The 20,837-nt window shown below is 38.0% G+C and carries 18 protein-coding genes; 12 read left to right on the plus strand and 6 right to left on the minus strand.

All coding sequences use genetic code 11. The features are described 5' to 3' along the window. The first annotated feature begins 17 nt into the window (after window positions 1-17). From atpD to AACV00_RS05860, 8 genes are all read left to right on the plus strand, one after another. Window positions 18-1,400, plus strand: a complete 1,383-nt coding sequence (gene atpD, locus AACV00_RS05825) for a F0F1 ATP synthase subunit beta (RefSeq protein WP_004246589.1) — start codon at window positions 18-20, stop codon at window positions 1,398-1,400. Window positions 1,401-1,421: 21 nt separating this feature from the next. Continuing rightward, the gene (locus tag AACV00_RS05830) at window positions 1,422-1,838 is read left to right on the plus strand and encodes a F0F1 ATP synthase subunit epsilon (protein ID WP_004246588.1); all 417 of its coding nucleotides are present in this window, start codon (window positions 1,422-1,424) and stop codon (window positions 1,836-1,838) included. A 150-nt stretch (window positions 1,839-1,988) separates the two neighbouring features. Further along, window positions 1,989-3,362, plus strand: coding sequence for a bifunctional UDP-N-acetylglucosamine diphosphorylase/glucosamine-1-phosphate N-acetyltransferase GlmU (gene glmU / locus AACV00_RS05835; RefSeq protein WP_004246587.1), 1,374 nt, complete (start codon window positions 1,989-1,991; stop codon window positions 3,360-3,362). Between the two features lie 157 nt (window positions 3,363-3,519). Next, window positions 3,520-5,346 (plus strand): glutamine--fructose-6-phosphate transaminase (isomerizing), encoded by a 1,827-nt coding sequence (gene glmS, locus AACV00_RS05840; RefSeq protein WP_004246586.1) that lies wholly within the window; start codon window positions 3,520-3,522, stop codon window positions 5,344-5,346. Between the two features lie 436 nt (window positions 5,347-5,782). After that, window positions 5,783-6,859: a putative 2-aminoethylphosphonate ABC transporter ATP-binding protein gene (locus AACV00_RS05845; RefSeq protein ID WP_004249986.1), complete on the plus strand. Its 1,077-nt coding sequence runs from the start codon at window positions 5,783-5,785 to the stop codon at window positions 6,857-6,859. 12 nt (window positions 6,860-6,871) lie between these two features. Then, a complete protein-coding gene (locus AACV00_RS05850; RefSeq protein WP_004246582.1) occupies window positions 6,872-8,563 on the plus strand; it encodes a putative 2-aminoethylphosphonate ABC transporter permease subunit in 1,692 nt (563 codons plus the stop codon). Between the two features lie 45 nt (window positions 8,564-8,608). After that, entirely contained in the window at window positions 8,609-9,619 is a 1,011-nt protein-coding gene (locus AACV00_RS05855; protein ID WP_199771204.1) for a putative 2-aminoethylphosphonate ABC transporter substrate-binding protein, read from the plus strand. Window positions 9,620-9,683: 64 nt separating this feature from the next. After that, window positions 9,684-10,811 carry a TIGR03364 family FAD-dependent oxidoreductase gene (locus AACV00_RS05860; protein WP_004249984.1) on the plus strand — a complete coding sequence of 376 codons (1,128 nt, stop codon included), beginning with the start codon at window positions 9,684-9,686 and terminating at the stop codon, window positions 10,809-10,811. Window positions 10,812-10,885: 74 nt separating this feature from the next. Here the strand turns inward: AACV00_RS05860 and AACV00_RS05865 are convergent, their stop codons facing one another. The 3 genes from AACV00_RS05865 to phnX form a co-directional block, all read right to left on the minus strand. Beyond that, window positions 10,886-11,290: a DUF1240 domain-containing protein gene (locus AACV00_RS05865; protein WP_161680108.1), complete on the minus strand. Its 405-nt coding sequence runs from the start codon at window positions 11,288-11,290 to the stop codon at window positions 10,886-10,888. 55 nt (window positions 11,291-11,345) lie between these two features. Continuing rightward, complete coding sequence (locus AACV00_RS05870; protein WP_017826967.1) at window positions 11,346-11,633, minus strand: DUF2645 family protein; 288 nt, start codon at window positions 11,631-11,633, stop codon at window positions 11,346-11,348. 88 nt (window positions 11,634-11,721) lie between these two features. Further along, on the minus strand, window positions 11,722-12,534 hold the full coding sequence (gene phnX, locus AACV00_RS05875) for a phosphonoacetaldehyde hydrolase (RefSeq protein WP_004249806.1): 813 nt from the start codon (window positions 12,532-12,534) through the stop codon (window positions 11,722-11,724). A gap of 874 nt (window positions 12,535-13,408) precedes the next feature. Here phnX and AACV00_RS05880 point away from each other — a divergent pair. Beyond that, window positions 13,409-14,542, plus strand: coding sequence for a M20 family metallopeptidase (locus AACV00_RS05880; protein WP_063215384.1), 1,134 nt, complete (start codon window positions 13,409-13,411; stop codon window positions 14,540-14,542). A 9-nt stretch (window positions 14,543-14,551) separates the two neighbouring features. Further along, window positions 14,552-15,958, plus strand: coding sequence for a YfcC family protein (locus AACV00_RS05885; RefSeq protein ID WP_004246570.1), 1,407 nt, complete (start codon window positions 14,552-14,554; stop codon window positions 15,956-15,958). 92 nt (window positions 15,959-16,050) lie between these two features. Here AACV00_RS05885 and AACV00_RS05890 read toward each other — a convergent pair whose 3' ends face one another. Beyond that, window positions 16,051-16,689: a TetR/AcrR family transcriptional regulator C-terminal domain-containing protein gene (locus AACV00_RS05890; protein WP_012368614.1), complete on the minus strand. Its 639-nt coding sequence runs from the start codon at window positions 16,687-16,689 to the stop codon at window positions 16,051-16,053. Between the two features lie 121 nt (window positions 16,690-16,810). On the opposite strand from AACV00_RS05890, the gene AACV00_RS05895 reads away from it, so the two are divergent. Both AACV00_RS05895 and AACV00_RS05900 read left to right on the plus strand, forming a co-directional pair. Next, complete coding sequence (locus AACV00_RS05895) at window positions 16,811-17,911, plus strand: HlyD family secretion protein (RefSeq protein WP_088206955.1); 1,101 nt, start codon at window positions 16,811-16,813, stop codon at window positions 17,909-17,911. Then, the gene (locus AACV00_RS05900; protein WP_161680110.1) at window positions 17,904-19,424 is read left to right on the plus strand and encodes an MFS transporter; all 1,521 of its coding nucleotides are present in this window, start codon (window positions 17,904-17,906) and stop codon (window positions 19,422-19,424) included. Before AACV00_RS05895 ends, AACV00_RS05900 begins: the two co-directional genes overlap by 8 nt. A 94-nt stretch (window positions 19,425-19,518) precedes the next feature. On the opposite strand, the gene AACV00_RS05905 is transcribed toward AACV00_RS05900, so the two are convergent. Continuing rightward, window positions 19,519-19,968, minus strand: coding sequence for a DUF411 domain-containing protein (locus AACV00_RS05905; RefSeq protein ID WP_004249975.1), 450 nt, complete (start codon window positions 19,966-19,968; stop codon window positions 19,519-19,521). Between the two features lie 184 nt (window positions 19,969-20,152). Beyond that, entirely contained in the window at window positions 20,153-20,827 is a 675-nt protein-coding gene (locus tag AACV00_RS05910; protein WP_004246565.1) for a fimbria/pilus chaperone family protein, read from the minus strand. Window positions 20,828-20,837: the final 10 nt, after the last annotated feature.

The raw sequence follows: 20,837 nt of genomic DNA on the forward strand, positions 1-20,837 counted from the left end.
TACGTAGAGGATTCAAGATGGCTACTGGAAAGATTGTCCAGGTAATCGGCGCCGTAGTGGACGCCGAGTTCCCTCAGGATAGCGTCCCTAAAGTATACGACGCTCTTGAGGTTATGAATGGTAAAGAAAAACTGGTGCTGGAAGTTCAGCAACAGTTAGGCGGTGGTATCGTTCGTTGTATCGCAATGGGTACATCAGACGGTTTAAGCCGTGGCTTAAAGGTTGAAGATTTAGGCCACCCAATTGAAGTACCAGTAGGTAAAGCGACTTTAGGACGTATCATGAACGTTCTGGGTACACCTATTGATATGAAAGGTGAGATTGAAACCGAAGAGCGTTGGTCAATCCACCGTGAAGCACCAACTTACGAAGAGTTATCAAACTCTCAAGAACTGCTTGAAACCGGTATCAAAGTTATGGACTTAATTTGTCCATTTGCTAAAGGTGGTAAAGTCGGTCTGTTCGGTGGTGCGGGTGTTGGTAAAACAGTTAACATGATGGAATTGATCCGTAATATCGCGATCGAGCACTCAGGTTACTCTGTATTTGCTGGTGTTGGTGAGCGTACTCGTGAGGGTAATGACTTCTATCATGAAATGACAGACTCTAACGTTCTTGACAAAGTATCGTTAGTTTACGGTCAGATGAATGAGCCACCAGGAAACCGTCTGCGTGTTGCACTGACTGGTCTGACTATGGCTGAGAAATTCCGTGATGAAGGCCGTGACGTACTGTTATTCGTCGATAACATCTATCGTTACACCTTAGCCGGTACAGAAGTATCAGCACTGTTAGGTCGTATGCCATCAGCGGTAGGTTACCAACCAACATTGGCTGAAGAGATGGGTGTTCTGCAAGAGCGTATCACTTCAACCAAAACAGGTTCTATCACCTCTGTTCAGGCGGTATACGTACCTGCGGATGACTTAACTGACCCATCCCCAGCAACCACCTTTGCTCACTTAGATGCGACAGTGGTACTGAGCCGTCAAATTGCTTCGTTAGGTATCTACCCTGCGGTTGACCCACTGGATTCAACCAGTCGTCAGTTAGACCCACTGGTAGTTGGCCAAGAGCACTATGATGTTGCTCGTGGTGTTCAGTCTATCCTGCAACGTTATCAGGAACTGAAAGACATCATCGCTATCTTAGGTATGGATGAACTGTCAGAAGAAGATAAACTGGTTGTTGCGCGTGCGCGTAAGATCCAGCGCTTCCTATCTCAGCCATTCTTCGTTGCTGAAGTATTTACCGGTTCACCAGGTAAGTTCGTTTCCCTAAAAGACACAATCCGTGGCTTTAAAGGTATTCTGAACGGTGATTATGACCACCTGCCAGAGCAGGCGTTCTACATGGTTGGTACTATCGAAGAAGCAGTAGAAAAAGCTAAGAAGCTTTAATACGGCTGACGGGAGGTTGATATGGCCGATACATCGTTCCACCTGAAAGTTGTCAGCGCTGAAAAGCATTTATATGACGGCGAAGTCAAACATATTCAGGTAACTGGTAGCGAAGGTGAGCTCGGTATTTATCCGCAGCATACCCCGTTATTAACTGCCATAAAACCGGGCATGGTACGTGTCGTAAAAACATCGGGTGAAGAAGAGTTTATCTACCTTTCAGGTGGTATTCTCGAAGTTCAGCCTACAGGCGTCATTGTACTGGCAGATACAGCTATCCGTGGTCGTGATTTGGATGAAGCGAAAGCGTTGGAATCTAAGCGTAAAGCTGAAGAACACATTCAATCCTCTCATGGTGATGTTGATTATGCTCAAGCATCAGCAGAATTAGCCAAAGCGATTGCAAAACTACGTGTAATCGAATTGACTAGACGCTAATGTAAATAGGCAGTCCATGAATAAAAAGCCAGTTAGTTATAGCTAACTGGCTTTTTTGCTTTCAGAAATATTTTGTGTAACGAAATATGTAGTATTATTTGGCATAAACAGGTTTACTTGCCATTCTTTACGGGAGTTATCAGGTTAATTATGTCTAATTCAGCTAAAAGTGTTGTTATTCTTGCTGCGGGAAAAGGTACCCGTATGTATTCACAGTTACCTAAGGTTCTTCATAAACTTGCGGGCAAATCCATGGTGCAACATGTCATTGATACCGCAAAATCCCTTGGTGCTCAACAAACCCACCTTGTTTATGGGCACGGTGGTGAACTTATGAAAGAAACATTAGGTTCACAACCTGTCAATTGGGTGCTACAAGCTGAGCAATTAGGTACCGGTCATGCTATGCAACAAGCCGCACCTTTCTTTGCTGATGATGAAGATATCCTAATGCTTTATGGTGATGTACCGCTTATCACTAAAGAAACCTTAGAGCGTTTAATTGCGGTAAAACCTGCTGGTGGCATTGGTTTATTAACCGTTATTTTAGATAACCCTATGGGGTATGGCCGTATTGTTCGCGAAAATGGCGATGTTGTTGGTATCGTAGAGCAAAAAGACGCCTCTGAAGAACAATTAAAAATTAAAGAGATCAATACTGGTATATTGGTTGCTAATGGGGGCGATTTAAAACGCTGGTTAGCGAAGCTTGATAATAACAATGCTCAGAAAGAGTACTATATTACTGATATTATTGCGCTTGCACACCAAGAAGGTCGTAAAATCGAAACCGCTCACCCTACTCGTCATAGCGAAATGGAAGGGGTTAATAACCGCTTACAACTTGCCGCATTAGAGCGTATTTATCAAACAGAACAAGCTGAACGCTTATTACTTGAAGGGGTAATGTTACTTGATCCGGCTCGTTTTGATTTACGTGGTACGCTAACTCACGGAAAAGACGTGGTGATTGATACTAACGTTATTATTGAAGGTGAAGTCACTTTAGGTAATAACGTTGAAATTGGTACGGGTTGTGTACTGAAAAACTGTGTGATCGGTGATGGTTCGATTATCAGCCCTTATACGGTGATCGAGGATGCAAATTTAGCGCAAGAGTGTACTGTTGGGCCTTTTGCTCGTCTTCGCCCCGGCGCACAGCTGGCAGACAAAGCTCATGTTGGTAACTTTGTTGAGATGAAAAAAGCCAGTCTAGGCGTTGGCTCTAAAGCGGGTCATCTTACTTATTTAGGTGATACTGAAGTGGGTGCTAATGTGAATATTGGCGCTGGCACTATCACTTGTAACTATGACGGTGCAAATAAATTTAAAACTATCATTGGTGATGATGTGTTTATCGGCTCTGATACTCAACTTGTTGCCCCCGTTTGCGTGGCCAATGGCGCAACAATTGGTGCGGGTACAACATTGACAAAAGATGTCAACGAAAACGAATTAGTCATTAGCCGAGTTAAGCAAACACATATCTCTGGCTGGAAACGTCCGGTGAAGAAAAAACAATAATTTTAAGATAAGGGCGTATATTTCATTATCGCCCTTTTCTTGTACGCTATTATTCTAAAAACAAAAATATCCCCGTTTTCTACCATGGCTTGGGGAACAAAATAATCAGGTATAAAGACATCAAGTGCGAAAAACGCACAGTTTTAGGAATAACACAATGTGTGGAATAGTAGGTGCAGTTGCACAACGCGATATCGCAGAAATCTTAATTGAAGGTTTACGTCGTTTAGAATACCGCGGTTATGATTCAGCGGGATTAGCTGTTGTAGATAATGATTGTCATATGACACGTCTGCGTGAAGTTGGCAAAGTACAGATGCTGGCAGAAGAAGCAGAAAAAACACAAGTTATTGGTGGTACAGGTATTGCTCATACCCGTTGGGCAACCCATGGTGAACCTTGTCAAGATAATGCTCATCCTCATGTCTCAGGCACTATTGCCGTGGTACATAATGGTATTATTGAAAACTACCAAGAGCTAAAAGCTGAGTTAATTAACCGGGGCTATCAGTTTGCCTCTCAAACTGATACTGAAGTTATTGCTCACTTAGTCAATTGGGAACAGCGCCAAGGTGGCACATTACGTGAAGTCGTACAGCGTGTGATCCCTCAATTACGTGGTGCTTACGGTACTGTCATTATGGATAGTCGTACACCAGAGCTATTAGTGGCAGCACGCTCAGGAAGCCCTCTGGTCGTAGGTCTTGGTGTTGGGGAAAACTTCCTTGCTTCTGATCAACTGGCTTTATTGCCTGTTACTCGCCGCTTTATCTACCTTGAAGAAGGCGATATTGTCGAAATTACTCGTCGTCATGTGCATATTTATGATGTTAATGGCGAAGAAGTTAATCGTGATATTATTGAATCGAATGTGCAATATGATGCGGGTGACAAAGGTATTTATCGTCACTATATGCAAAAAGAGATCTACGAACAGCCTTTAGCCATTAAAAACACCCTTGAAGGGCGTTTAAAAGCAGAAAGTATTGATCTTAGTGAGTTAGGCTCTAAAGCACCAGAGATCTTATCTCAAGTGGAACATATTCAAATTGTTGCCTGCGGTACATCTTATAACGCAGGTATGGTATCGCGTTATTGGTTTGAATCTTTAGCGGGGATCCCCTGTGATGTGGAAATTGCATCAGAATATCGCTATCGCAAACCAGCGACTCGTCGCAATAGTTTACTGATAACCTTATCTCAATCAGGTGAAACGGCAGATACTCTAGCAGCATTACGCTTATCAAAAGAGTTAGGTTATTTATCATCGCTGGCAATTTGTAATGTGGCTGGCTCTTCTTTAGTTCGCGAATCTGAATTTGTGTTAATGACTAAAGCAGGGGCTGAAATTGGAGTTGCCTCAACCAAAGCCTTTACAACGCAACTGGCCGTTTTATTAATGCTAGTGGCCTATATGGGACGCATTAAAGGTGTTGAAGCCCTTGAACAACAAGTTGCAATGGCACTTCATGCACTACCTAGCCGTATTGAAAGTATGTTGTCGAAAGATAAAGTGATTGAAGCTTTAGCAGAAGACTTCTCAGAAAAAAGTCATGCACTCTTCTTAGGCCGTGGTGATCAATATCCAATAGCGGTAGAAGGCGCATTAAAGTTAAAAGAGATCTCTTATATTCATGCAGAAGCTTATGCGGCTGGTGAATTAAAACATGGACCTCTTGCTTTAATTGATGCTGATATGCCCGTTATCATCGTAGCGCCAAATAATGAATTATTAGAGAAATTAAAATCTAATATTGAAGAAGTGCGCGCTCGTGGTGGTTTACTGTATGTGTTTGCCGATCAAGATGCTGGCTTTGAAGAAAGTGAAACAATGAAACTGATTTCTCTGCCTCATGTTGAAGAGTTAATTGCGCCAATTTTCTATACTGTACCATTACAGTTACTTTCTTATCATGTGGCGTTAATTAAAGGGACTGATGTCGATCAGCCTCGTAACTTGGCTAAATCAGTGACTGTTGAGTAATATTATTTAATAGTTTATTGCCAATTTTGCCCCGTATCTTAATTTTAGGTGCGGGGCATTTTTAACTTACTATTATTTTTAAGTTCTTTGTTATTAAAAAACATTACAAAGATAAATACGAGTGTAAAAAGTGAATAGATTAAAAATCACGTAAGTTTTTATTTTTTATCAGATAAATATATTATTACTATAAATATATCGATGAAAATTAAAATAAAATCAATAAGGTGTCTTTTTAATGTAACACCTAAAAATAATAGAGATGTTATTAATAATCTTTCTATAATATAAATTTAAAATCTATATTTTATCTTTGTAATAATAGTCTAGTGGCTAGCCATTTAAAAAAATATAAATCAGTTTTAAATTTTCATAAAACTTTAATCATTGTCGCTTAATCTCTAGTCAATCATCATAAATTGGCGTGGTAAGCGATATGTTACAGTTCAATATAAACTCACAAAATGGCTCAATGCCACATATTCGTGTAGAGAATATTCAAAAGAGATTTAATCAATTTATTGCTTTAGATGGTGTTTCTTTAGAGATTAAACAAGGCGAGTTAGTCTGCCTATTAGGGCCTTCTGGATGTGGAAAAACCACATTATTACGTTGTATTGCCGGATTAGAAACACAAGATCACGGTAGTATCTTTAATTACGATAACAACATCTCACACCTTCCCCCTCAAGCCCGTGACTATGGGATCTTATTTCAGTCCTATGCATTATTTCCTAACCTGACGGTACAGCAGAATATTGCGTATGGTTTAGCCGGTCAGCCTCGTAATGTGATTAAAAATCGCGTTAATGAAATGCTGGAGTTAGTTGGTTTACAAGATCGAAAGAAAAAATATCCAGGAGAATTATCTGGCGGTCAACAACAGCGCGTGGCATTGGCTCGTGCTTTGGCTCCGGCCCCTTCTTTACTATTACTGGATGAGCCAATGTCGGCATTAGATGCACAAGTGCGTGAACATTTGTGTGTGGAGCTACGTAATTTACAGCAAAGTTTAAATATCACTACGCTAATGGTCACTCATAATCAAGATGAAGCCATGCTGATGGCCGATAGGATAGCTGTAATGAATAACGGCAAGGTTGAGCAGTACGGCAGTAGTGAAGAGATTTACAACCATCCACAAACACCATTTGTTGCAGAGTTTGTAGGAAAAGGTAACTGGTTACCTTTCAATAGAAATCAGCACGGTGAGGCGATGATTGGCTCACGAGAAGTCCAATTAAAACATACTGCAGTACCTCATAATCAAGGGCGTCTCTTTTGTCGACCTGAATCAATCAAAATTAACCCAATACAAAACAAACATAATCAATACGATGCCAATATACAAAATGTGGTGTTTTTGGGAAGTCGTTGCATTATGAAGTTTGAATTAGACCATTTACCGGGACATTTATTACAAGCCGAGATCTCTGCTGCTGAGCTACATAGTATTCAAAACGGTAAAGTTAAAGTGACTTTACCGGCTAATGAACTACACATATTTGCGTAAGGTAGCGAGATAATGTCAGTGATAGTACCTACCAAATCTATTAATCGTTTAGATAGTTTGTTTGTTGCTGGTGGTAAGTTATTTATTATTTGCTTACTTACTCTTGGGGTTTTATTGCCTTTATTGGCTATTTTCTGGCGAGGTTTTACGCCTGATATATCACAAGGTGGTGGTTTTCAGGCTGCCATTGATTTGTTCACCAGTGCTAATTTTCTGTGGTTGGTGGGTAACAGTATTAGTGTTTCGTTAAGCGTTGCTGTTATTACGGTGCCACTGGCTTACCTGTTTGCTTATGCTCTACATCGCACCTTGATCCCTTTTAAATCCTTGTGGCGTGGAATATCACTATTACCCTTACTCGCTCCTTCTATGCTACCGGGTATTGCATTGGTTTATCTATTTGGTAACCAAGGGCTATTGCGTAGCTTACTCACAGAGAGTATTTATGGTTATTGGGGATTAGTGCTTGGTGAGGTGATCTACACTTTTCCTCATGCGCTAATGATTTTACTCTCCGCATTATCTATGTCTGATGCTCGTTTATTTGATGCTGCATCTAGCTTAGGGGCGTCTTCTTGGCGCACTTTTCGTAGTGTCACTTGGTCATCGAGCCGACATGGGATTTTCGCAGCATTGTGCTTGGTATTTACGTTAACTATTACTGACTTTGGTATTCCGGTTGTCGTCGGCGGAGATTATCAAGTACTGGCGTTAGAAGCCTATAAAGCCGTGCTTGGTCAGCAACAATTTGGCCGCGGTGCTTTAATCGGTATGTTGTTATTGCTACCTGCATTGTTGACCTTCGGTGTCGATGTTTGGTTACGTAAACGTCAACGTGATGCAATGAGCTCGCGTGCCCAATTCTATTTGCCAAAAGCTAATTTTCAGCGTGACACGCTTTATCTAATATTTGTGATGCTTATTTGCGCGCTATTTTTATTGGTATTCGGTACGGCCGTTTACTCCTCTTTTATTCAGTTCTGGCCTTATAACTTATCGTTTTCGTTACGTCATTATAATTTTGAAGGATTGCCTGGGGGATGGCTCGCCTATACCAACAGTATTATTTTGGCATTTTACACTGCCACTATCGGCTGCTTTCTGATCTTTATGGGCGCTTACTTAATAGAGAAAACGGCTTCTCACTCTTGGCTTAACAATCTGCTACGTATGTTAAGTTTTGTACCGATGGCCGTTCCGGGGTTAGTGTTGGGATTAGGGTATGTATTTTTCTTTAACTTACCGAATAATCCACTGAACTTTTTATACGGCAGTATGGTGTTATTAGTGCTGTGCTCCATTGCACACTTTTTCACTACTGCCTATATGACTGCGAGCACGGCACTGCGCCAGTTAGATAAAGAATTCGAGGCAGCTTCATTATCCTTAAAAGCGCCTTTATATCGTCACTTTTGGCGTATCACTATTCCTCTTTGTTTGCCGGCATTATTAGATATTTATCGTTATCTATTTGTTTCTGCTATGACAACGGTTTCCGCGGCGATCTTCCTTTATAGCCCAGACACTATTTTAGCCGCGGTTGCGGTATTGAATATGGATGATGCTGGCAATATTGGTGGCGCGGCGGCTATGTCGACATTGATTTTAACCACCTCGGCAGGAGTTTCGATATTGTTATCTATTGCTTCGCAAGGTGTTCTTCGCCGTACACAAGCGTGGCATCAGCGTGAAGCTAAACAATAAATTTAAAGGTTTAATTCTCTCACATAGCAATACTAGGAAAATCGCATGATGTTAAAAAAACTGATACTTGCCACCAGCTTATTATTCTCTGCGGGAACGGTCTTTGCAGCGACTGAAATTACGGTATACACCGCAATAGAAAGTGAACAATTACAAGCTTATAAACAAGCATTTGAGGCTAAATATCCTGATATAAAAATAAAATGGGTAAGAGATTCAACGGGGATTATCACCGCTAAATTATTAGCAGAAAAAGATCGTCCTCAAGCCGATGTTGTGTGGGGATTAGCTGCATCAAGTTTAGCAATATTAAAAGCGCAAAATATGCTTGAGCCTTATGCTCCGGCGCAGTTAGATGATATTGATGTGAAATTTCGTGATAGCAACAACCCGCCAACTTGGGTTGGTATGGATGTCTGGGCGGCAACGATTTGCTACAACACGATAGAAGCACAAAAATTGGGGTTATCTAAACCCACTTCTTGGCAAGATCTCACTAAGCCTGAATACAAAGGCAAAATCGTTATGCCAAATCCGGCATCATCAGGCACTGGGTTTTTAGATGTAAGTGCTTGGTTACAAATATTTGGTGAACAAGAGGGTTGGGCATATATGGACAAGTTGCATCAGAATATTGGTCAATATGTTCATTCTGGCTCCAAACCCTGCAAAATGGCTGCATCGGGGGAATACCCGATAGGCATATCCTTTGAATATCCGGCGATCCAATTGAAACGACAAGGGGCACCACTAGACATCATATTACCGCAAGAAGGATTGGGTTGGGATATTGAAGCAACGGCGATAATCAAAGGAACTAATAAGCGAGATGCCGCGCAAAAATTAGCTGATTTTTCCGCCTCAAAGGAAGCGATGAAGCTTTATAGTGTTAATTTTGCTGTATTAGCCAATACCAGTGTACCCGTAAGCCAAACAGAATTACCTCGCGATTATGCTCAACGTTTAATTAAAAATGATTTTATTTGGGCAGCTGAAAAGCGCGACACCATTTTAACTGAATGGCGTAAGCGCTATGACGGTAAGAGTGCAAAATAATTATTTTTTACTTTATTAATTAATAGATAGGGTGCGATGCACTCTATCTGGTTTAGGGTGTCATATGAAATTTGATATTGCGGTTATTGGTGCGGGCATTATTGGTTTATCTCATGCATATGCAGCGGCTCAGCGAGGTTTACGTGTTGCTATTTTTGAGCGCAGTTACACGCCTGTGGGCGCTTCTGTACGTAATTTTGGTCACGGATTAATTTTGGGTCAAGCGCCGGGAAAAATGCTAGATTTAGCAAAAAATAGTCGTGAAATTTGGGCAACTATGGCCAAACAGGCTAAATTTTTAACGCGTCAAAAAGGGACTTATCTGTTAGCACGTACACAATCTGAGCACGCTGTTCTTGAAGCCTTTGTCGATGGTCGAGCTAAAACCTATGGTTATGATTGTGAATTACTTTCTAAAACACAATTAGCCATGGTTTATGGTGGTCAATTGCAACACCATAGAGCGGCATTGCATGGCAAAGAAGATCAGGTGCTATTTTCGCGAGAAGCGATCCCACAGTTAGCGGCTTATCTAGGCAGCTTAGCTAATGTAACGAGTTATTTTTCCACATTGGTACGGGATATTGATGTAGATACGGGGGCATTGATCACCAGCAATGGAACATTTAGTGCAGAAAAGATCATTGTCTGCTCAGGGCACGATTATCAAACATTACTGGCTGACGAAATAAAAAAGCTTGATCCTATAGTTTGCCGCTTACAGATGTTGCGAGTGACAGCAGAGCAAAATATTGGATTGGCGCATGCGCTAATGACGGGATTAAGTTGTACTCACTATGGTGCATTTGCTGATTTACCTGAGGCACAGGCTTTAGCGAAAGAAATTAAAATGCAATCGCCGTTGATTGAGCAGTATGGTATTCATTTATTAATTACCCCGACTCCTTATGGCGATCTTATTATTGGTGATTCTCATGAATATAGCTTAGATGCACAGCCTTTTAACAGCGAAGAGGTTGATAACCTCCTGATAGAGTTAGCTGAGCACACATTAGGTTGTTCGGTTCAAGTAAAAGAGCGTTGGCAAGGAGTTTATGGGGCAAAAGGAAAGGAGCCGATTTCAATTTTAACGCCGAGTGAAAAAGTCACTGCAGTATTGATGCGAACGGGTTTAGGAATGAGTGTTGGGCCTGGTTTAGGTGAACAAAATATTCGTCAACTATTTGATTAATCTTGCATTAGGGATGTGAAGTTATTTTTTAATTATAATGTACAGGTTACGAAGAGAGAATAAAAAAGAGATGTCTATTTTTTACACATCTCTTTTGCAATAACATATTCATTTGGTGAAAAAGCAGATGATTTATAACAACTATAATAGCCTTTAGAGGTTAAGTCGAGACCGACATAAATTGAAAAGAAAAAGCTAAAAACGATACCAATTATTGCTATTCCTGCGCATATACCAGCTACTTTATTATTCATTTTTTGTAACTTTTTTTGGTATCCTAAAATAAAACTATAATATGAGAAATAGAGTATTAGAGGCGTTGCAAAAACTAAGAGCCCTGTTTGAAATGAGAATAGAATTCTATCTTCCATTAGAAAATAGGTTATGTAGTAACTTGTTGATATATAAATTGAAAAAATAGCTATAAATAGAATTGCAATAGAAGATAATATCAATTTTACTGGTTCTATTTTTATCAAAACTAAATTTCTCCCATTGAGAAAGATGGCGTTGGGGGATAGGGAAGGTCAGTTTTCAGCAAAAATTAAAACGTAAATAAAATGACCATATGATATATATAACAGTAATTGTAACATAACCCCATCTTAGTTTTTTATTTTTTTCTAAAAAAAGTAATGTAATACAAGGTATTAATATCAATATAGGCTCAATAACATATCTACCATTGAGTGGCAGTTGACAAAGATTATCAATATCACCTTCACCAATCATCCATTCATAGTCAGATATGGAAAGAATATTAATCAATATTAATAAAAAAATAAAATATAGAAATATAAAAGTGCGGAGTATTATTTTCATATTAAAGAATACCTAGATATATCTTTATATTCTCTATTTACCAATTACGCCCATTACTGCTTTATTGGGCGTTGGTATTGGATAATAGTTACGGCTTTTGATTATTAGCGATCCTCTGATTAATATCTTCTATCACCGCAGGTAAATTGGCAAGGGTATCAATAATATAATGAGCACCAGCGGTACGTAGTTTATTTTCAGCAATGCGCTTACGGTTTTCTATTTCTGCCTGTTCCATTGTTTGATATTGTTCAAAGGTGGCACCAAACTCATTGCCTGAAACAGATAACCCGACAGTCCACATACCGGCATTTAACCCTTCGGCAATACCTGTTACTGCATCATCGACTTTAACACAGTGTGCTACACTCATTACACCCAGTTCAATCACATTCTTTAACGCCATCCAAGGGCCTGGGCGAGAGCCGGCGGCAATTTCATCACTAGCAACCACGCAATCAGGCTGATAACCATATTCAGCGGCTTTCGGTACTAATACATCCATGACGGCTTTAGGATAACCTGAGCAAGAGCCGATTTTAATTCCTTGTGCTCTTATGGTCGTGATAGCCTCAAGTGCTCCTTCAATCGGTTTAGCAAAATGTACCACTTGTGCAATTTGTAACGGCATAAAGGTGCGATAAATGTGTTGTACCTCTTCTTCACTTGGTGGGTGACCAAATTGGGCTGTCCAGCGAGTGCGAATATTAGGCTCGTTAAGTAAAGCACGAATATGATCGATTTTACCCATCCCCATCGGCCCTCGTGCTTCTGATAAACTTATTTTAAAGTTAAAGGCTTGAGCAAAGGCATCGACAAAAATTTGTGTGGGGGCGAAAGAGCCAAAATCGACTACTGTACCAGCCCAATCTAAAATTACTGCTTCAACCGATTTATTCATATGTTTAGACCTACTATGTGAAATCATTATTAACGGCGAATGGGAAGAATGTAGAACATCCTACCATTAAAAAAATGGGTTATTGTGATGTCAATTTTAAGGGGGATTTATGACATAGGTATGTCATCACAATAAATTCCACCGCAAAAGTAGCTTGGCTCTCAACATTAGATACTAAAAAAAGTAAATAAAACTAATATAAAACACGATTTTAAGATCATCATTTAACGCATAAAAAAAAGAGTGGTTTTATTTATTAATAAATAAATTTTATTAGATAAGATAAAATACCTTTTATTATCATACATATTTTATATTGTATGATAAATTTATTACCGAGTTTTATTGTATTGTTCTTTTATCAAATAAAATTGAAAATAAATGTTTTTATTTTAATAATAGAGCGATTTTTCTTAATCCAGTGTGTTAAAAAATTATTTTATTGGTTTTATTGTTTGTTTGATAAAAAATAATTTGGTTTTATTTTGTTTTTTTAGGTTTTATCAAAAAATAAAATAAATCTATTTAAAATAATGCTCTCTAAAAACAAGATAAAATAGTAAAAAGTATTTTATCTTAAACCTCTTTTCTATTTTTCAATGTTCTTATTAGCTTTAGATTATTTTATCTATTTCTATCATGTGATTTCTAGCAGATCTTATTCTATTTAATTAATTGTTATTATGGTTTTAAAAAATAGATGCAATCATATTAAATATATGTAAAGTTTAATGTGATATTATTGATAAATAAATCCACATTTTATTTTAAGGCTAATGCTTTTTATCAAGCATTTTATTGCAGTTGATAAAGGCCATCTTGATTTAAATATCTAGCTAAAAAAGACAAATTATAATTACAAGAGGTAAATAAAATGCAACACACAATTAATTCACAATATGATGAAATGGTTGATTTTCTAAAGGAGTTAGTGAATATCGATAGCGGCTCTTATGATAAACAAGGGGTTGATACAGTCGCTGATCTTTTAATTCAACGCTACCAAAAATTAGGTTTTGTTGTTGAAGTATTTGAAAATGAACAACTAGGGAATAACTACCGTTTAGTTCATAAAGATGCCACAAACCCACAAATTTTTATTGCTGCACATTTAGATACCGTATTTCCTAAAGGAACAGTAGCAGAGCGTCCATTTAGTATCGATGGCTCCCGTGCCTATGGCCCCGGTGTTATTGATATGAAAGCTAGCCATGTTTTAACTTACTATGCGATTAATGCACTCAAACAAAGTGGCGATCTCTCTTATCAAAATGTTGAAATATTGCTTAACTGTGATGAAGAAATAGGGTCAAAAACATCGCGTCATTTAATTGAAAAATATGCCAAAAGTAAAGCTTATGCATTAATTATGGAACCTGCTCGTGCGAATGGTGCCATTGTTAGCGCTCGTCGAGGTGTTGGAACTTATGAGCTGTTGATTGAAGGTAAAGCATCTCACTCAGGTATTGCACCAGAAGCAGGAATTAGTGCTATTCAAGAGCTCTCATACAAAATTCAGGCTTTACATGCGCTTTCTCGCCATGATGAAGGTCTTTCCGTTAATGTAGGACTGATTTCTGGTGGTACATCTGTCAATACGGTTGCACCCCATGCACGAGCTGAAATCGATGTGCGTATTTCAACGGATGAGCAGGGTATTGAAATTGATAAGCAAGTCAGAGAAGTTTGTAGTCAACCTGTGTTAGCGGGGGTTAAATTAACGCTAAAAGGTGGCATTAATCGCCCTCCAATGGTGAAAACACCTGAAAGTGCCAATTTAATAGAAATCATTAAACAGCAAGCGGATTTAATTGGCTTAGCTATTGAAGATATTTCAACCGGGGGAGGATCTGATGCCTCATTTACTGCCGGTGTGGGTACACCAAGTGTTGATGGTTTAGGCCCTATTGGTGGCTATCAACATAGTGATAAAGAATATCTCGATTTACCGTCATTGACCGAAAGGACAGTGCTATTTGCAAATGTTATTAAGCGTCTGTCTCAATAAGGTGAATGTATGGAAAAGAGTAAAAAAATAAAATGGGCTATGCCTGATGCCTTTATTATTATTTTTGGCATCGTTATTTTAGCGGCCATCGCCACCTATTTGATCCCCGCGGGAAGTTATCAGCGGGAAACCGTTAATGGATTAAACCGCGTTGTCCCTAATAGCTTTAATTATGTTGCACAAAATCCAGCTTCATTGATGGATGTGTTTTATGCAATCCCTGTAGGGTTAAAACAATCTGCCAGTATTATTTTCTTGATCTTTATGATTGGTGGCGCGATTGCCATTTATGATCGCACCCGTGCTATTGATTCAGGTATTAATGCGCTTATTGTTAAAACCAAAGGTAATTATCAAGCTCTTATTATTACGGTTGCTTTTATTTTTGGTATGTTGTCATCCCTTGGGCTTGCGGCCAATGCCGTTATTGCGTTTATCCCTATAGGAATAGCCCTTTCGCGATCAATGAAACTTGATGCTATTACGGGGGTTGCAGTTGTTTATTTAGGCTATTATGCAGGTAATGCGGTTGGTGTATTAGATCCAACTATTTTAGGTACTGCACAAACATTAGCTGAAGTTCCTCTTTTTTCTGGTGTTATTTTTCGAGTTGTATTATTCGCTATCTTAATTGTTGTCACTATTGCTTATATTGTCTGGTATGCCAGACGTATTGCGAATGATCCAACGACCAGTTATATGTATGGAATAGCTAAAGATGATCCTGATTATGAACAGCCACACACTCAATCATTAGATAGCACCTTCTCATTGAGGCAAAAATTGAGTTTGGTGGTATTTATAGCGTTTATTGGATTGTTTTTATATGGCGCTTTTGAATATAAATGGGGGATTGAACATCTATCAGCCATTTTTATTATGATGAGCATTGTTGTGGCGGCTATGTTTAAAATTGCCCCTAATGACTATATCAAAACCTTTATGAAAGGTGCTCAATCTTTAGTGTATGGGGCATTGGTGGTGGGGATCGCCAGAGCGGTTATTGTTATTTTAGATGAAGGACGAGTGCTTGATTCTATTGTACAAGCCACATTAGTGCCATTACAGCAAACCTCTCACTTTTGGGGCGCTCAATTACTTTATTTCTTTAATTTACTGTTTAACTTGCTAGTCACATCAGGAACGGGACAAGCATCGATTGTTATGCCTATTATGGTGCCTATTCTCGATATTCTTGATCTTACACGTCAAACCGGTGTCCTTATTTTAAAACTCGGTGATGGCTTTACCAATATTATTACCCCAACATCAGGTGTACTTATGGCGGTACTGGCGGTAGGTAAAGTGCCGTGGACGCGTTGGGTTAAATTTGTATTCCCTATTTTAATGATTTGGGTCGTGATAGGTATGGCTGCAATTGGTATTGCTACCGCAATAAGTTATGGACCAGTGTAGCTTTGTACTAACGGATTATTAACGATAAATAGGTTATTAAGTATAAATAAAGTGCCGTTTGTTTAGTTACAAACGGCCTTTTTAAACCAACCTCATGGTGTCTTCAGTTGGTGTTCAAACCCTGTGACTAGTTGCTCTAAGCCAAAATTAAAACGCATGGCAAAATCATCAGCAAAAAGAATTTCTCTTACTTGCCAAGTTTGAGGGTATTTATCACGTACAATTTGTTCAAAAGCGAGTCGTTTTTGCATTAAAATTTCACTATCAATAAGCGTGATAGCTTGCTGTTCAATGCAACACCCTAAAATAAAATAGAGTAAGGTCATCGACATATTGCTCGCTAACTCAGCAGATGCACCAGACTGCATAATTAAAGTAATAAGCGTATTGTTTATACGTAACACATTTTCAGAAATCACATAGGTTCCGGCAAAAACTCTAGCACCATCACGATGTTGTAAAAAAGCTTCTCTTAGTTCTGTTGCTAGACGTTTTAGATCCGCTTTCCAATCTTGGCTATAGTGAAAATCAACAGCGACTTCACTGACTATACGATCTGCCATTCCCTCAATAAGCGTTTGTTTATTATCAAAATGCCAGTAGAGAGAGGCGGCTTTTATATGTAATGCATCTGCCAGTTTTCGCATTGTTAAGCCTTCAATCCCTTCTTTTTCCAGCAAAGAAAGCGCCGTATCCAACACATTTAATCGATCAATTTTAGGGCTTTTCATAAATAATTCTCATTTTCCTCTTTTCTATCTAACAATGTTAGTTTAACATATTTATCAAACCTAACAATGTTAGATTAAAGCAAAAGTTAAATATCACTAAGCTTCGCTTAGGAGTAGAAAGATGGAAAATATTCAATCAAAAAAAGAAAAAATCATGCAGTTAGTGATGGTTTATACACCTTGGATCACTGTGATATGTGTTGTTGCGTTTATTGGTATAGCGACTGCAGATTGGGATCGCTGGTGGAGTGATGCTCGTTATCAAACAACAGATAACGCTTACATAAAAGCGGACTCAACGATATTGAAATCACGAATGACTGGGTTTATTTCTCAGATTAATAAAGAGGATTACCAAGTAGTAAAACGTGGTGAGGTCATTGCTGAAATTAATAAGAAAGAACAAATATTAAATCGGCAAGCGGCATTAGCAGAGTATCAAAAAGCCCAATTAGCTTTAGATAATCTCACTGAAGAAATTAAAGAATATCAATTAAATATTGAGAAATTAGCTAATCGTTATCAAGCATCAGTTATTGATGTTACCCAAGCTAAGCGCAGTCCAATGTTGCGTAAAGATTTAATTAATAGTGGGGCAATCACACAACAAAATTATTTAGATGCTCAATCTGATTTGCAACGTTTAATGAAATTACAAAGTGCTGCGAAAAATGAGTGGGATCAGGCTAAACAAGCATTGGTATTACTAAAATCTCAAGAAAAAATACGTCTGGCACAAAAAGATATCGCTCAAACACAGTATCAGCAGGCTGAAACGGAGCTTTCATACGCGACTATTAAGGCTCCTTTCGATGCGCAATTAAATAAAATAAAAGTCAATATCGGTAGCCTTGTGACTGCGGGTAGCGAAATTGTGACTTTAACACCGATTAACGATGTATACATTATTGCCAATTTAAAAGAGACACAAATAAAAAAAGTACAGCCAGAACAATCTGTTGCTATCAAAGTTGATGCTTTTCCTACCGATGTTTTTTCAGGAAAAGTGAGATATATCGGCGCACAAAGTAGTGGTGAATCAGCACTTATTCCTGCTGATAATGCCAGTGGTAATTTTACTAAAGTAGTACAACGTATTCCGGTTTATATCACGCTCAATAGTGATAACCGACACTTAGCTAAATTAAGAGCGGGTATGTCTGTGCAAGTGAAAATTGACACAGAAAGCCTTCCTATAGAGGAGGGGGAGCGCAGTGATTAAATTATTATCAGCAACACAAAATCATCGTCCTATTTTTGTTGTTATGGCTGTTTTTACCGGGGCTATTTTATCAACACTCTTTGTACGTATGTTTTCTATCTCGTTAGCGGATTTAAGAGGCGTGTTTGGTTTAGATGTTGCACAAGGATCTTGGTTGAATGTGGCTCTTAATATAGCTCAATTGATCAGTATGACTCTTGTACCTTGGTTTATGGTGGTTTATGGCGCAGAAAAAATATTAATCAGTGCGAGTTTTATCCTTTTTTGTTGTGGATTAGCGGTTCCCATAATAGGACAACAGATTGGTTTTGGCGGACTTTTTATTGCTCATTTTATGATTGGATTTTGTATCGGAGTCTATTTGCCGATGACGATTTCATTAGCCTTAAAAAGTTTAAATCCCAGTGTTTGGCTAATCGTTATGGCGGCTTATAGCTTACGTGTTTCTGTAGGAATGGATGCGGGAGTGGGGATCTCAGGAGAATTTGTTGACATATTGAATTGGCGTTGGATTTATTGGTTATCCGCTATTTTCACCTTAGTCATCCTATTTTTTACCTGGTGGGGAATGCCACTCTCACCTATTAATAAATCATTGCTCGCTCAAAGTGATTGGGGAGGAATGGCGCTTAAATGCTTAGGATTAACGCTATTATATATTGGTGTCGTTCAAGGTGAATTGTTAGGTTGGTGGGATTCTGGGCTGGTCGTGTCTTGCTTAATCGGTAGCGCTATACTGATGGGGACATTTATTATTAGAGCTTATATTTATAAACAAAGCTTTGGCCACTTAAATTGGATCAAAGATAGTAATTTACGGCTCTGCTTTATTATTGCCTGTTTATATGGCTTTTTGATGTTACCTAATTCGTTATTTATACCTTCATTTTTGAGTGTTGTTGGTGGGTTGAAACCACTACAAATAGGTCAAGTTACCAATCTTGCCTTCTTTATCTATCTATTATGTAGTCCAATAGCTATTTTTCTTGCACGGCGTTTAGAGCCACGATTAATGATGTTAATAGGTATTATGATTATTGGAGGTGCATGTTTAATCGGTCATCAAATTGATTATCAGTGGCGAGCTAATGATTTCTTTATTGTCATATCTATGCAAGCAATGGGGGAATGTTTGCTACTTATCGGATTAATTGCCTCATTTGTTACTAATATCAAGCCACAAGAAGCGTTACATTTAGGGGCATATATTTCGATAGCGAGAGTATTAATGCCAGCCCTTGCAGGAGCTATTATCAATACTTATTTGAGGATCTCATATGATACTCATTATGATTTGTTAAGAGGATACATACAAACTGGTGAGCAAAAATTAGCAGGGAATATTACTGAACATTATCAAACAACGATGGCATTAGTAATAAGAGAAGCACATGTTGCCTCTTTTATTGATGGTTTTGATTTGATTATGCTCTTGGTTATTTTAGGTGCTCTTTGTATGTCATTTTTAAAATCGTCACCAGAAAATTCGGTAGTCCCAAGGCTAGTAAAATAAAAAACTGCCTGTTTTAGTACAGGCAGAAAATAAAATAAGAATAATATAATAGGAGAGAAATATTCTTGTTACATCAATATGATGAGCGTAAAAATTAATTGTATGATTTAAATAGTGATTGATTACCTGCTTTATCAAAAGCAATGACTTGATAAGGTTCTTTATAGTCCCCTGCATACATACCTAAGCTACCCGCTGGCATACCTGCAACAGCAATGCCTGTTTGCTTTTTATCCATTAAGTCTATATTTTTTAAGCTATCGATAGGAATATGTCCGACTAAGTCTTTGCCTTGGTATGTTGCATAGTGACAGCTTAATAAATTATCAGGGACTGCTGCTTGCTGATATTTTTGCATTAATTCTGTTTCAGAGACAATATTGACATTAACATCAAAGCCCGCTTCTTTTACACCATCAGCCCACAAATTACAGCAACCACAATTTTCGGTTTTATAAACTTCAACTACAGCATGATTTGCCGCTTGTACAGTACCACTAACCGTTGACAATACTAAGAGAGAGGGAAAAAGTAATTTTTTCATCATGTATTCCTTATAGATACGAATACAGAGAACAATAATCTTTCCCCCTACAGGAAGGTCAATTCAAATAAAGTATAAGCGTGTAGATTTTTGTAAAAATAAATATGTAGGGTTAATAATATAAATGTCTACATAAATAAAAAAGCCTTGATATAACATATCAAGACTTTATATATTAATTATTTTAATTATTAACTTTCATTTTAATATCACCTGCTAATTTAAATCCATAACGACTTAAAGGTGATATTTTTATTTCTGTTAACTTTTCTTTTACATCAACTTTAATTTCTTCTTGAGGACGAATATAAAATTGACCAATACTATAACCGTTATTGCTTGGTAAAGAGCTAAAAGCGGGAGCCATACGAATAACTTGTTTACCATTATTCTTTAATATTAATTGATTATTGACTTGTTTTACTTCTAGATTTTTCCAAGGTTCACGCTCTATGGTTAACCCTTTTGGAATAATTAACATCGCAATATCTTGTCTGATAGGCATTTTTGTTGAATTGACCTTTGCAACACCAATACCTTGGAAAGAGGCTTTTAAAATTTGTTCATCATCAAATTCAATACCGTCTTTTAAAATAAAATTAATATTCTGACTTTGATCTGGCTCTATTCTTGTAATAGGTGGAGTTATAATAATATTTTTTGCTATTTCGTGTTGTTTATCTAAATCGCTGACTTTTGTTGATAATAAAATAGGTTCACTACCCGTATTTTTAACATTAAAAATCTTTCTTGGCTCTTCTGAATCTAAAATAACAGTCATGGTTTCCAATTGAAAACTAGCATGAGAAAAATGACTTATTAATAGAATGAGAAAAATCATTCCTTTTAGTATTTTCATAATTAGACTA

The sequence above is a fragment of the Proteus sp. G3927 genome (assembly GCF_963894685.1).
GTDB classification, from domain to species: domain Bacteria; phylum Pseudomonadota; class Gammaproteobacteria; order Enterobacterales; family Enterobacteriaceae; genus Proteus; species Proteus mirabilis.